The organism is Streptomyces chlorus (assembly GCF_042655885.1).
Lineage (GTDB): Bacteria > Actinomycetota > Actinomycetes > Streptomycetales > Streptomycetaceae > Streptomyces > Streptomyces chlorus.
The window spans coordinates 1-12,706 of record NZ_JBHSOA010000102.1; the positions used below are offsets into that span (position 1 = coordinate 1).

Consider the following 12,706-nt stretch of genomic DNA (forward strand, 5'->3'; position numbering starts at 1 on the left):
CCCGGCCAGCTTGCGGACCTTCTCCTCCTCGGCCGCATCCGCGGCCGGACGCGCCCGCAGGATTTTCGGCATGCGGCTCGCCTCCACCAACTCGAACCAGCATCCCCACCAACCTACGCCCCGAAAGAGGAACCCTGCACTAGGCGTACGTCCTCGGCTCCCCCGCCTCCGGTCCGATCGCCGCGCCGATGGCCTCGCTCAGGGGCCCGATGTCGTCCGTGGTGAGCGTCGACACGGTGACGCGGATGCCGGGCGGGGTGCTCATCCGGAAGCGGGCGCCGGGCGCCACCGCCCAGCCCGCGTGCAGCAGCCGCGCGACGGCGCCGGTCTCGTCCGGCACGGGCACCCACACGTTCATGCCGCTGCGTCCGTGCGCCGTGATCCCCTGCCGGGCCAGCGCCCCGATGAGGGCGTCCCGGCGCCGCCCGTACTGCGCCGCCACCGCCACTGGGTCCACCGCGCCGCCGGTCCAGAGCCGGAGCACCGCGCGCTGGACCGTGCGGCTGACCCAGCCCGGCCCGAGCCGCTGCCGTCCGCGCACCCGGTCGAGGGTGACCGCGTCCCCGGTGAGCACGGCGAGCCGCAGGTCGGGGCCGTACGCCTTGGCCGCCGAGCGGACGAAGGCCCAGCTGCGGGTGGGGCCGGCGAGAGGGTGCAGGGGGAGGTCGACGATGTGATGCCCGTGGTCGTCCTCGATCAGCAGCGTCTCCGGGTGGTCCGCAAGCACCGCCCGCAAGGCCCGCGCGCGCGCCGCGCTCAGTGCGGCACCGGTCGGGTTCTGCGCCCGGTCCGTGACGATCAGCGCGCGTGCCCCGCCGGTCAGGGCCCGCCGTACGTCGTCGGGGAGCGGCCCCTCGTCGTCGACGCCGATCGGCACGGTCCGCAGGCCGAGCGCCGGGACGAGGTCCAGCACGCTGCCCCATCCGGGGTCCTCCACGGCCACCGCGTCGCCCTGCCTGAGGTGGGCCGCGAGCACCCGCTCCATCGCGTCGAGGGCGCCGGAGGTCACGGTGACGGGGCCGTCGGGGACGCCGTCGGCGTCCAGTCCGGCGCGGGCGAACCGGGCCAGGCCGGGCTCCACTGGTTCGTGCCCGTAGAGCACCGGTTCCCGGTCGCCCTGTTCGGCCGCGGCGGCGAAGGCCTCGGCCAGCGGGGGCAGCAGCGTGGGGTCGGGGTTGCTGTCGGAGAGGTCCCGTACGCCCCGCGGGACCTCCACCCGGACGGCGTCGCGCGCCGTGGTGGCCGGTTTGGGCCGCACCCGGCTCCCCCGACGGCCCGCGGTCTCGATCACCCCTCGCTCGCGCAGGGTCCGGTACGCGGACGCGACGGTATTGGGGTTCACCCCGAGCTGGTCCGCCAATTCCCGCATGGGCGGTAGCAGTTCGCCCGGCCGCAGCGCCCCTTCGCCCACCGCGCCCTCGATGTTCGCCGAAATCTCCGCGGCACGCCGACCCGTGATCCGATAATCTCCTAGCACAAAGCTAATTGTGCACTAGTGCAATGGAGAACACCATGTCAGCGCCCCGGCCGCAGCAGCAGCCCGCCGACACCGCCTCTTACCGGCCCACCGAGCGCACTGTCCCCACCCGCTCCCCGGACCGTGCCGCGTACGACAGGGACCTGGTGCACGCGATTCTCGACGAGGGCTACGTCTGCCACCTCGGTTTCGTCCGCGACGACGTCCCGGTGGTGTTGCCCACGCTGTACGCCCGGGTCGCCGAGCGTCTCTACGTGCACGGTTCGACGGGCTCGCGCCCGCTGCGCGCGGCGGGCCTGGCCGACCCCGGGCTGCCGGTCTGCCTGACCGTCACCCACGTGGACGGGCTGGTGCTGGCCCGCTCGGCGTTCCACCACTCGATCAACTACCGCTCCGTGGTGGTGCACGGCCTCGCGTACGACGTGACCGACCCCGAGGAGAAGCGGCAGGCACTGGACGCCCTCGTCGACCACGTCGTCCCCGGCCGCGCCGCCGACTCCCGCCCGGCGAACAAGAAGGAGCTGGCCGCCACTGCGGTGATCCGCCTCGATCTGACCGAGGTCTCCGCCAAGCTCCGCACCGGCGGCGTGAACGAGGAACCGGAGGACCTCGCCCTCCCCCACTGGGCCGGCGTCGTCCCCTTGACCCGCACGTACGGCACCCCGCTCGCGGACCCCGCCCTGCCCACCGGAACGGAACCGCCGGAGTACCTGACGGCTCTGTGACGCGGCGCCGCCGCCCCGGAAGGGGCGCGCCGGACGTCGTCACAGGGCCGCGACTGCCGAGGACAGGGGCATGCCCCTCCCTCAGGAGAGGGCCCTTCCCCCAGGAAGGGCCCTCTCCTGAGGGCCTGCGCCGTCACGCCGGCGCCGTATCCCCCTGCGCCCGCCCGGTCCGCGCGCCCCGCGCCTCGTCGACCGCGAGCCCCGCAACCGAGCCGAGCATCAGCAGGGTGCCGGCCAGCATGGCAGGGGTGAGCCGCTCGCCGAGCAGGGCGACTGCGAGCACCGCCGCGCTCACCGGCTCGAGAAGCATGATCACGGACACGGTGGCCGAGCGTACGACCGCCGCGCCCGCGAAGTACAGGCCGTAGGCGAGAGCCGTCGGGACCGCGGCGACGTACACCAGGAGGCACAGCAGCAGAGCGGGATCGCCGGTGTACGGCACCAGCCCCTCGACCGCGGCGAACGGCAGCAGCAGCACGCTGGTGACGGCGAACGCCCCGACGGTCGTGCCGGAGGCGTCCAGCCCGCCGTCCCGCCCCCACCACCGGGTGAGCAGGGTCATCGCCGAGTAGCCGGCCGCGGACAGGAGCGCGAGCAGGATGCCCCACGGACCCACGGTCGTCTCCCCGCCGCCGAGGACGAGCACGACGAGCCCGGCGAGCGCCCCCACCACGGCGGCGGCCCCGCCCCGGCCGAGCCGCTCCCCCAGGAACAGTCGCGCGCCGAGCGCGATCAGCACGGGTCCGGCACCGAGGGTGACGACGGTGGCCACGGCGAGTCCCGTGGCGGCGACGGCCGCGAAGTAGGCCGTTTGGAACACGGCGAGCCCCACCCCGGTGGCCACGGCCCGCCGCACCCGGGGGCCCGGCGGCTCAGTCACGACGGTCCGGGCGCGCGGGACCAGCATCCGGGCACCGAGCAGCAGCGCCAGGCCGGTCGCGCAGCGCCAGAAGGAGAGGGCGACCGGTCCCATGTCACTGGTCCGGTAGACCAGTGACGCGGCGGCGCCCGCGGTGCCCCAGGCGGCCCCGGCGACGATCAGATAGAGCAGGCCTCGCCCGACGGGCAGGCCGGAGACGGTGTTCGACACGTGTTCTCTCCGCAGGGACACACAGATACGCGCGCGTACGCACCGCTCGCAGGGGTGCCTGCGCTGCGCGAAAGGCCGGATGGGGGCCCCGGATCAGGGCCGGATGGAACCAGTCTCGCGGGACCCGCGGACTGCCTCTGCGGGCAGCACCACGACGCCCGGCGGCAGCGCGCCGGGCGCGGGGAGCTCAGGGCCCGCCTCGGACGGCGGGCGGCGGAAGAACAAGTGCGCGCGCATGCATGATCAGCACCCTAGGTCGGCGTTCCCGGTGTGGACAACTCCCTTTCGGCTCCCCCGCTCGTCACCGGGCGGTCGGGGCTTTGGGCCGGTGCCGAGGACTGGGCGATGAACGCGCCCGCCAGCACCACCGCGCCGCCGATGATCTGCGGGGCCGACAGGTGCTCGCCGAGCAGGACCCAGGCCAGCACCGTGGCGATGACCGCTTCGAGGCAGGCCACCACCCCGGCGACCTGCGGCGAGAGCCTGCGTACGGAGAGCACTCCGGTGCCGTACGCGGCGACCGTGGCGACGAGGACGATCCAGGCGAGCAGCACGAAGGCCGCGACCGGGGTGCCGTCCATGCGCGCGCTGCCCGCGAGCACCGACCAGTCCATGGACCACGGGCGGGCGACGACGGTGAGGACGGCGGCACCCACGAGCAGACCGTAGGCGATCACACCGAGCGGGTCCGGCGCCCGGTCGCCGTGGTCGCTGCCCTGGTCGGAGAGGACGAAGTAGCCGACCTGGCAGCAGGCGGCGCCGAGCGCGAGCAGCAGCCCGACCACGTCGAAGCCGAGGCCCGACCACACTTCCACGACACAGGCCAGTCCGCCCACCGCCAGCACCACACCGACCGCCGCCGCCCGGGTCACCGGCCGCCGCTGCACGAACCGCACCCAGCCGAGGACGAGCGCGGGCGCCAGGTACTCGACAAGCAGCGCGACGCCGACGGGGATACGGGAAATGGCGGCGAAGTAGAAGGCCTGGACACCGGCTACGGCGAACAGCCCGAACCCGGCCAGCAGCGCCGGATGGCTGCGCAGGAGTCCCCGATGACGCACGGCCGACGGCAGCATGACCAGGGCCGCGCCCGCCACCCTCAGCCACACGACGTGCAGCGGGTCCAGGCCCGCCTCGATCAGCGGCTTGGCGGCGACTCCCGATCCGCCGAAGGCCACCGCGGACAGGAGCGCGAGGCCGAGCCCGACGCCCTTCCCACGGGTGCTCCGGGCGTTCCGAGTGCTGGCAGAGGTGGGCACCGGCACATGATGCCAGGCGCCGACAGGAGCGTCACCCCCCATGACACCTGTCTCACGGGCTGGACGGCGGGGCGCGACGGTCCGGTGACGGGAAGGAATCCGCTGGCCGGCGGGGAGCCGCCCGGCCCTCACCACGCTCTCGGCCTCTCAGTGAGCGGGGCCGCCGGACCATGCCTCGAGCCGGGCGAACAGGTCGCGGGAGTCGATGGCGGCGCGTTCGAGCACCTCCACCGCCCGCGCCTGCGGGTCCACGATGATCGCCGCGAGCAGGTCCACGCCGCGTGCGGGCCCGCCATGACGTGCGGCGCGTTCGCGGGCGTACTCCAGGCAGACCGCCGCCAGCGGCGAGAACCCGGCGGTCCGCACCATCACCGGGGCGGAGCCGGAGCCCTCGACGGCGCTCTGCCAGCGCAGGCCGTAGCCGATGCTGCGCTGGACCAGGTAGCCGAGCAGCCGGGCGGTCCGCGGACCCTCACCGAGGACCGCGCACACCTCGGGGTCGGACTCCAGCAGCGAGTGCAGCAGATGGGCGGTGTCGATCTGGCGGTCCGCGTCCCTGACCGCCCTGCGGCGGGCACCGCTGACCACCGCCGCCAGCTCCACACTGAGTCCGGCACCGTGCTCCGCACGGTGAATGCCCTGTTCCTGGGCCTGGCCGGCCGGCGGCCGGGGGATACGGTGTTGCACGTCTCCCACCACATCAGCCCCGCGGGTCCGGGGCATCCCCGGCGGGGAGCATCTTCCCGTCCCACGGGAAGTGGACACGCCGGGCCGCAATCTCCTCCTTGGGAAGGAGAATCAGCCCCGCTTCCCTCTCGGAGCCCACCACGCCACCACATGCCTGACGGTTCATCACTTGAATGCTGCGACCCTCAGGGCTGCCTTCCGCGCCCTCCGCAGTCCGAGTCGAAGAGGTGGCCACATGGCCGAAGTCAGCGCGGAGGCACGCATCGGGGCACCCGCCGCGAAGGCGTGGGTACGCCTACGGACCGGCCCGCGTACGGCGAGCGGAACGCCACCCGCTCGGACTCCCCCGCGGGCGGCCCGGAACCCCTCGCCGTGGGCGTGACCTTCCGGGAGAACATGCGGCTGACGGGCTTCCCGGCAGAGGTCGAACGGACCGTCGAGGAACTCGACCCGGCCCGCGTGCTCGCCATCCGCGGCACGGGCCCGATGGCGGTCGGCGTCACCACCCGCTACACCCTGGCACCCGAGGGCACCGCCACGACCGTCCGCATCGACGGCACGCTTCTCGGGGGCCGCCGTGTCCTTGATGGCGGGCAGGCTCAAGGACTCGGCCGCGGCGGCGCCGAAGGAGTCGCTGCGCAAACCCGACGGCCTGATAACCTGACCCGACCCGACCCGCTCCGACCGGTCTGCTCATCCGCCGTGCGAAACCACCCACCACGGACGCAGCACGCAAACACAGACCCAGACACGACAGTGCCCCACGGATCACTCCACGGGGCACCACGTTCACGCCGGCCGGCCGCCCGGCACCTCAGGCACCGGGTCTCCGCCCTCGGCCCTCCACCTCAGTCGTCGTCGTTGGCGAGGATGAGATAGAGCTTCTTTCGGGCTTCGTTGACGACGGCGAGCGCCTTCTCGCGCTGCTCCTTACTGCCGGTCTTCCAGACCTGCCCGAAGGCCTCCATCAGGCCGAACCCGGCCTGCCTGATCTCGCCCAGCGCCTCCCAGTCGACCCCACGAGAAGCCTCCTCCCAAGGCGCCTCGGGACCTTCCTCGGCCGCCGTGCGACCGGTGTCGGTGAGCGCGAACAGCCTCTTGCCGCCCTCGGACTCACTGACGATCAGCCCCTCGTCCTCCAGCAGCTGGAGGGTGGGGTACACCGAGCCGGGGCTGGGCTTCCACGCCCCTCCGCTGCGCTCGGCGATCTCCTGGATCATCTCGTAGCCGTGCATCGGCCGTTCCTTCAGCAGGGCGAGGATCGATGCCCGTACGTCGCCGCGCCGCGCCCTCCCCCTGGGCCCGCCACGCCCTCGTCCGCCCCAGGGGCCGTGCCCGAAGCCGGGACCCCCGGGGCCACCCGGCCCGCCGGGGCCGAAGGGCCCGAATGCGGCCCGCAGCCTGTCGAAGTCGCCCCGGCCACCCCTCGGACCACCGCGATCATGCCCATGCTCAAAACCATGGGTACGCATCGCAACCACTCTCCATTCCATCGTTGATCTGTCGCGATATCTCAACGATATATCGGAAGACTGGTGATGGCAACCCCCTGCCGTCACGACGACTGCTCTGTCTCGTAGCTACGCGGGGCGCAGGGTTGGGAACCGGCGGCGACATGGCTGACCGTGCTGTTGTCCCTGGGAGGATCAGCGCATGGCCGACTCACCTCTGCGTCTCAACGCCCTCATCGTCGATGCCACTGACCCCGAGCGGCTCGCCGCGTTCTGGTCCGAGCTGCTCGGCCGCCCGGTCGTGGGCCGCACGGGGCCCTACGTGTGGATGCGACGCGAGAACGGTTTGGGTCTGGGTTTCCAGCGGACCAGCGAGCCCGGGTCGGGCAAGAACCGCATGCACTTCGACATCACCTCACCGGACCCGGCTGCCGAGCAGCAGCGGGTCGAGGCGCTCGGCGGGCGTCGGCTGAAGGAGTACGCGGACGGCGGTTTCCTGGTGATGGCCGACCCGGAGGGCAATGAGTTCTGCATCATCCCCGAGGGCCCCTTCGAGCTCGACGACGAGGGTCGGGCGGACTACCTCGTCCCATCGCCACCGCCCCCTGGGCCCGAGGCCTCCTCGGCTCCTTGAGGGCCGGCCACCGGATCAGCGCCGGGAATCCGGTCCGGTGTCTACGGATTGGCCTTGGCCTGCGGCTCCGCCCACGCCCTACCGTCGGGGGATGCGCATTCGAATCGTCGACGCCTTCACCGACCGGCCCTTCGCCGGCAACCCCGCCGGAGTCCTGCTCCTGGACACGGACGCGTTCCCGGACGACGGCTGGCTCCAGAACGTCGCCCTGGAGGTCAACCACGCCGAGACCGCCTTCGCGCACCCGCTGCCCGAGAGCGCGGACGCCGACTGGGCGCTGCGCTGGTTCACTCCCGCCGCCGAGGTCGCCCTGTGCGGCCACGCGACCCTCGCCACCGCCCACGTCCTGCACACCACGGGCTCCCACGAGGGCCCCGTCCGGTTCGCCACCCGCAGTGGCGTCCTTGTCGCGGCGCCGGCCGAGGACGGCTCCGTGACCCTGGACTTCCCCACGGCCCCACTCACTCCACTCACCCTCCCCGAAGGGTTCGCCGAGACCCTGGGGGCCGAGCCGCTCACGGCCTTCGACACCGGCCCGAACGTCGGCGACCTGCTGGTCGAGGTCTCCGACGAGCGGACGGTCCGTGCCCTGCGGCCCGACCTCAAGACCCTCGGCGCCCTCTCCCAGCGCGGCGTCATCGCCACCGCCCGCGCACAGGACCCGTCCCGGGGCTACGACTTCGTCTCCCGCTGCTTCTTTCCGAACGTCGGCATCGACGAGGACCCCGTCACCGGCAGCGCCCACACCGCGCTGGCCCCCTACTGGTCCGAGCGCCTGGGCCGCACCGCTCTCACCGGCCTCCAGGCCTCACCCCGCTCGGGCCGCGTCCGTACGGAACTGCGCGGCGAGCGCACCCTGCTGGGCGGACGGGCGGTGACCGTCATCGAAGGCGAGCTGCTGAGTGCCGCACTGCCGAGCGTCGGGACCCCGAGCCGCGGCGGACCGACGGGCTGAGCCGGACCCCGGGGACGAAAGGGGGCGTACGGCACCACCGCACGCCCCCTTCCCGAATCGGTTCACGCCGTAGGCAGCCAGTCCACCTTGCCCGCGAGCAGCGCGTATCCCACGAACGCCCCGATGTCGAGCAGCGTGTGCGCGACCACCAGCGGCCCCACCCGGCCCCAGCGGCGGTAGAGGTGGACGAACACCACACCCATGACCATGTTGCCGATGAACCCGCCGATGCCCTGGTAGAGGTGGTACGAGCCGCGCAGTACCGAACTGGTCGCCATCGCGGCGCCCGGTGACCAGCCCAACTGCTCGAGCCGGCGCAGCAGATAGGCCAGGACGATGACCTCTTCGAGGATCGAGTTCTGCATCGCCGAGAGGATCAGCACCGGGAACTTCCACCACACCTCGGGCAGCGCCTCGGGCACCACGGTGAGGTTGAAGCCGAGGCCACGCATGGCCAGGTAGAAGGCGATGCCGCTACTGCCGATGGCTGCCGCGACCGCCGCCCCGCGACCGAGGTCGGACCAGGGCCGGGTGCGGTCGAAGCCGAGGGTGCGCAGCCCCGCGCCCTCGCGGATCAGGAAGTGGGCGACGAGCGCGACGGGGACCAGCGCGCTGGTGATCCCGAACAGCTGCCAGGCCAGGTCGAGCCAGGGACGGCCCGGTGCGGCCGAGCCGTTGAGGGTGGCCGCCTGGTCCTTCAGACCGCCCGGCCGGGTGGCCGAGCCGACGAAACTGATCAGCGCGGACACCGCGCTCGCGCCGAGCGACACCGCAAGCACGAGCAGCGTCTCGTCGCGGAGCGTCTTCCGCGTGAGCCGCCGCTGAGGATACGCATCGGCCTCCGGGCCCGCCTCCGCCTGCACACCTGCCTCCAGATCACCGATCCGTCCGATCGGTTCAGTATGAAGGCACCGGCCGCGCACCCGACGGGCGGTCCGCGCCCGTCGGCTCCGTACGATCCCCCGGCCGACCGTGCAGTCGGCGGCCCACGACCGGCCGTCCTTGCGGCTGCCCGGGGCGCGCCCGCCCGCTCGCCCGGGGGTCAGCCCGTGGGTACCGGCTCCGGCAGCCCCACGGGCCAGGTGTGCACCGGATCGCCCCGCAGCATCAGCTCACGGTAGTGCCGGGTGGTGGCCGCCAGCGCCGCCTCCCGGGACAGGCCCCCGTCCAGCGCCCGGTGGAAGGTCGCGGCCTGCCAGCTCGCGCCGTTCTGACGGCGCCGGCAGCGCTCCTCGATCACACCGAGGTACAGGTCCCGGTCCGCGGGTTCGATGCCCCACGCGTCCAGTCCCGCCTCGGCCAGCGGCAGCAGTTCGTCGCGTACGAGGGTGACCGCGTCCACCTCGGCCGTACCCCCGTAACGCCCGCGCCGGGGCCAGGTGAAACGGGCGTCGATGCCGTGCCTGCAGGCGGCGTCGAAGTTGGCGGCGGCGGCCTCGAAGGGCAGCCGGGTCCACACGGGGCGACTGTCCTCCGCGAGGGCACGGACGAGGCCGTAGTAGAACGCCGCGTTGGCGACCACGTCGACGACGGTGGGCCCGGCGGGCAGGACCCGGTTCTCCACCCGTAGGTGGGGCACGCCGTCGGCGACATCGTAGACCGGGCGGTTCCAGCGGTAGACCGTGCCGTTGTGCAGGACGAGTTCCGCGAGCGAGGGGGTGTCGCCCCGGTCCAGCACGTCGAGCGGATCCTCGTCGTCGCAGATCGGCAGGAGTGCGGGGTAGTAGCGCAGATTTTCCTCGAAGAGGTCGAACGCCGAGCCGACCCAGCGCTCGCCGAACCAGGTGCGCGGCCGCACTCCCTGCGCCTGGAGCTCGGGCGGACGGGTATCGGTGGACTGCTGGAACAGCGGCGGCCGGGACTCGCGCCACAGCTCACGGCCGAACAGGAAGGGTGAGTTGGCGCCGACGGCGATCTGGGCGGCGGCGACCGCCTGGGCCGCGTTCCACACGTCGGCGAAGCGGGCCGGGGTGACCTGGAGGTGCAGTTGCACCGAGGTGCAGGCGGCCTCCGGCGCGATGGACTTGGAGGTACAGCTGAGGCGTTCCACCCCCTCGATCTCGAGGTTGAAGTCCTCCCCGCGGGCGGCCACGATCTGGTCGTTGAGCAGGGTGTAGCGGTCGACGGCAGAGAGGTTCGAGGAGACCAGGTCGTCGCGGTCCAGCGTCGGCAGAATGCCGATCATCACGATTCCGGCGTCCACCTCGGCGGCTTTCCGGTCCGCGTACGCGAGGGAGGTGCGCAGCTCCTCGGCGAGCCGGTCGAATACCCGACCGTCCAAACGGTGTGGGGCTATGTTGACTTCCAGGTTGAACATGGCGAGTTCTGTTTGGAAGTCGCGGCTCGCAATCCGCTCGAGGACTTGTCCATTCAACATTTTGGGCATCCCGTCGGCACCCGCGAGATTCAATTCGATCTCCAGCCCCATGAGGTTCCTGGGTCGGTCGAACCGCTTCTCCGCCAGAAGTCGCTCCAAACCCGTCAGACACCTGCGGAGCTTGTCGCGGTAGCGCTGGCGATCGGACAGGTCGAACCCGCCTGCCACGACCTTCTCCCCCATCGAAGCCTCCCTCCTCCTCGGATGGGCGGTCCGATGATCGGCCGCCGGGTCCCGGTCCACAGTGGAGGATGCCCAGCGGATGCGATCGATAACGCCCCGAAGTGAACTGTCGGCCGCTACGCTGATCGAAGGTGACCAGTGGCACATTCACGCGGCATGGCCGGCACATGGCCGACAACCTACGTGACAAGGCGACGGCGAACTCGTGAAAAACGCCGACGACAATAGGCCTACCACTACGCGGCCGTTTATCGAGGTCATCGCCGTATGCCCGGCTGAGAATCGGGATAATTCCCCCGTTTCATCGTCCAGAAGTACCCTTGTTCCGCGGGTCGAAAACGGCTAGCCGAAACGTACTCCGAACACGCGTCGTATAAACTCCGTGGACAAGGCAGAAGGTTGGCGCCCACGGTCGAGTGATCCAGGCGACGAGGTGACGTGCGGCACTCCTCACCCCCACCTCTCGTACTCAGGCCCCCCGGCCCCTGCCTTCCGGCCTTCGCGAGCTGACAGCGCCGTCCGCCCCGCCCTCGCGTCACTGTGCCTTCGAATGAGAGGCGACCCACCATGCCCCTGCATGTCCCCCCGGCTCCCGCGCCCGCACTGCGTTCCGTCCTGACCGCACTCTCCTCTCCCACCGCGCTCAGCGAGGCCCGAACTCCCTCCCTCCTCGGTGCCGAGGGGACCGCTTCGCCCGAACTGCCGCTGCCCGTACACGTCCTGGACCGGGTCACCGCCGAGGGCGTGTCCGCGACGCGACTGGCCGGCTGGCGCTTCCTGATCCGCTGCGGCGACCGGGCGGTGGCCGCGGCGGACACCGTGCTCACCCCCGACGGCTGGACCTTCTCCCGCTTCTTCGAGGGCCCCTACATCGCCTCCACCGAACTGGCCCTGCGCCAGGCCGAGGCCCTGCCGCAGTCGTACCAGCCCCGGCTGCTGTCGGTACCCGGCCTCTACATGCTGACCCTCTGGCTGCACGGCGACCGCACCGCGGACGGCGCCAGCGGCCATCCGGCAGCCACCGACCTGCTCGTCCCGCTCGCCCCGGCACCGCCCGGCATCGCGGCCCACCGCCCGCACCGGGCCGCCGAACTCCTCCCGGTGCTGACCCACCGGGTCACGCCCGACCGGCTGCTCGGCTCACCCGCCTGACGCCTCACACCTCGCGCGAGCACCCTTTCCACACCCCTCCCTCTCCCGCACCTCGTTCTTCCGTGCCCCGCCGCCGGACCTCCGGCGGCGGGGCACGCCCTCGCCGGAACCACGAGGAAGCCCGACGTGGCCCTGGACACCGGAGCGACCAGGAATCCGGACCGGACTAGCCTCATCCGGCCATGCGGAACCATCCGAAGTGACAGGGCAGTTGAGCTGAACCGTCCACCAGGGTGACGCGTCCTCAACCTGTGAGGGGCGGTGCCGCGAAATCCCTGCGGATTGCCGCCCGAGGGGCAACACTTGTTTCCGACCGGCCTGTCTCAACGGGCCCATCACCACGGGGGGGGCGGCCATGAACGAAGCTTCACGCCGCGGAACTGAAACGACAGCCAGCCCACAGGTCACGCCAGAGCGAAAGATCCCATCCATGTGCCAGCACCAGTCACCTTGCCCCGCAGCCGATTCCGCCGACCGGGAGTCCGCCCGTCTCGTGGCGCACCACCCGGAGCAGGGCTGGAGCCTGCTGTGCAACGGTGTCGTGCTCTTCGAGGACACCGGTGAACTCCTGCCCGATGGCAGGTGCATCGCCCCGCAGCGCTCTCAGGGCGCCATCCAGGTGATGACCACCGCCTAGCTCTGCCGGGCTGGAGCGGAGCCCGCCCACGGAACCCAGGGGCCGGACCGCGGGAACTCCCGCGAACCGGCCCCGACGC

12 protein-coding genes and 1 pseudogene are annotated in these 12,706 nt (G+C 72.2%); 6 read left to right on the top strand and 7 right to left on the bottom strand.

The window, feature by feature from the left end; translation table 11 throughout:
* Positions 1–139: 139 nt before the first annotated feature.
* Positions 140–1,477 carry an aminotransferase class I/II-fold pyridoxal phosphate-dependent enzyme gene (locus ACFPZI_RS32840; RefSeq protein ID WP_381370827.1) on the bottom strand — a complete coding sequence of 446 codons (1,338 nt, stop codon included), beginning with the start codon at positions 1,475–1,477 and terminating at the stop codon, positions 140–142.
* A 35-nt stretch (positions 1,478–1,512) separates the two neighbouring features.
* Between ACFPZI_RS32840 and ACFPZI_RS32845 the strand changes: the two genes are divergently transcribed.
* Entirely contained in the window at positions 1,513–2,202 is a 690-nt protein-coding gene (locus ACFPZI_RS32845) for a pyridoxamine 5'-phosphate oxidase family protein (protein WP_381370828.1), read from the top strand.
* 133 nt (positions 2,203–2,335) lie between these two features.
* Here the strand turns inward: ACFPZI_RS32845 and ACFPZI_RS32850 are convergent, their stop codons facing one another.
* The 3 genes from ACFPZI_RS32850 to ACFPZI_RS32860 form a co-directional block, all read right to left on the bottom strand.
* A complete protein-coding gene (locus ACFPZI_RS32850) occupies positions 2,336–3,292 on the bottom strand; it encodes a DMT family transporter (RefSeq protein WP_381370829.1) in 957 nt (318 codons plus the stop codon).
* 251 nt (positions 3,293–3,543) lie between these two features.
* Positions 3,544–4,557 (bottom strand): EamA family transporter, encoded by a 1,014-nt coding sequence (locus tag ACFPZI_RS32855; RefSeq protein ID WP_381370849.1) that lies wholly within the window; start codon positions 4,555–4,557, stop codon positions 3,544–3,546.
* Between the two features lie 141 nt (positions 4,558–4,698).
* Complete coding sequence (locus tag ACFPZI_RS32860; protein ID WP_381370830.1) at positions 4,699–5,238, bottom strand: Clp protease N-terminal domain-containing protein; 540 nt, start codon at positions 5,236–5,238, stop codon at positions 4,699–4,701.
* Between the two features lie 235 nt (positions 5,239–5,473).
* On the opposite strand from ACFPZI_RS32860, the pseudogene ACFPZI_RS32865 reads away from it, so the two are divergent.
* A pseudogene (locus ACFPZI_RS32865) lies at positions 5,474–5,902 on the top strand (SRPBCC family protein).
* 184 nt (positions 5,903–6,086) lie between these two features.
* Here ACFPZI_RS32865 and ACFPZI_RS32870 read toward each other — a convergent pair.
* The gene (locus ACFPZI_RS32870; RefSeq protein ID WP_381370831.1) at positions 6,087–6,710 is read right to left on the bottom strand and encodes a PadR family transcriptional regulator; all 624 of its coding nucleotides are present in this window, start codon (positions 6,708–6,710) and stop codon (positions 6,087–6,089) included.
* A 181-nt stretch (positions 6,711–6,891) separates the two neighbouring features.
* Between ACFPZI_RS32870 and ACFPZI_RS32875 the strand changes: the two genes are divergently transcribed.
* Entirely contained in the window at positions 6,892–7,323 is a 432-nt protein-coding gene (locus ACFPZI_RS32875; protein WP_381370832.1) for a VOC family protein, read from the top strand.
* Between the two features lie 91 nt (positions 7,324–7,414).
* Positions 7,415–8,278 carry a PhzF family phenazine biosynthesis protein gene (locus ACFPZI_RS32880; protein ID WP_381370833.1) on the top strand — a complete coding sequence of 288 codons (864 nt, stop codon included), beginning with the start codon at positions 7,415–7,417 and terminating at the stop codon, positions 8,276–8,278.
* 62 nt (positions 8,279–8,340) lie between these two features.
* On the opposite strand, the gene ACFPZI_RS32885 is transcribed toward ACFPZI_RS32880, so the two are convergent.
* Both ACFPZI_RS32885 and ACFPZI_RS32890 read right to left on the bottom strand, forming a co-directional pair.
* Positions 8,341–9,141, bottom strand: coding sequence for a CPBP family intramembrane glutamic endopeptidase (locus ACFPZI_RS32885; RefSeq protein ID WP_381370834.1), 801 nt, complete (start codon positions 9,139–9,141; stop codon positions 8,341–8,343).
* Between the two features lie 179 nt (positions 9,142–9,320).
* Complete coding sequence (locus ACFPZI_RS32890; RefSeq protein WP_381370835.1) at positions 9,321–10,838, bottom strand: glutamate-cysteine ligase family protein; 1,518 nt, start codon at positions 10,836–10,838, stop codon at positions 9,321–9,323.
* A gap of 567 nt (positions 10,839–11,405) precedes the next feature.
* On the opposite strand from ACFPZI_RS32890, the gene ACFPZI_RS32895 reads away from it, so the two are divergent.
* The gene (locus tag ACFPZI_RS32895) at positions 11,406–11,990 is read left to right on the top strand and encodes a hypothetical protein (protein WP_381370836.1); all 585 of its coding nucleotides are present in this window, start codon (positions 11,406–11,408) and stop codon (positions 11,988–11,990) included.
* 430 nt (positions 11,991–12,420) lie between these two features.
* Positions 12,421–12,627 carry a DUF5999 family protein gene (locus ACFPZI_RS32900; RefSeq protein WP_381370837.1) on the top strand — a complete coding sequence of 69 codons (207 nt, stop codon included), beginning with the start codon at positions 12,421–12,423 and terminating at the stop codon, positions 12,625–12,627.
* The last annotated feature ends 79 nt before the right edge of the window (positions 12,628–12,706 follow it).

Excerpts from the sequence above, each read along its gene's own strand:
- ACFPZI_RS32875 (WP_381370832.1), top strand. The coding sequence starts at position 6,892 with ATGGCCGACTCACCTCTGCGTCTCAACGCCCTCATCGTCGATGCCACT.
- ACFPZI_RS32890 (WP_381370835.1), bottom strand. The coding sequence starts at position 10,838 with ATGGGGGAGAAGGTCGTGGCAGGCGGGTTCGACCTGTCCGATCGCCAG.
- ACFPZI_RS32900 (WP_381370837.1), top strand. The coding sequence starts at position 12,421 with ATGTGCCAGCACCAGTCACCTTGCCCCGCAGCCGATTCCGCCGACCGG.
- ACFPZI_RS32880 (WP_381370833.1), top strand. The coding sequence starts at position 7,415 with ATGCGCATTCGAATCGTCGACGCCTTCACCGACCGGCCCTTCGCCGGC.
- ACFPZI_RS32845 (WP_381370828.1), top strand. The coding sequence starts at position 1,513 with ATGTCAGCGCCCCGGCCGCAGCAGCAGCCCGCCGACACCGCCTCTTAC.
- ACFPZI_RS32895 (WP_381370836.1), top strand. The coding sequence starts at position 11,406 with ATGCCCCTGCATGTCCCCCCGGCTCCCGCGCCCGCACTGCGTTCCGTC.
- ACFPZI_RS32870 (WP_381370831.1), bottom strand. The coding sequence starts at position 6,710 with ATGCGTACCCATGGTTTTGAGCATGGGCATGATCGCGGTGGTCCGAGG.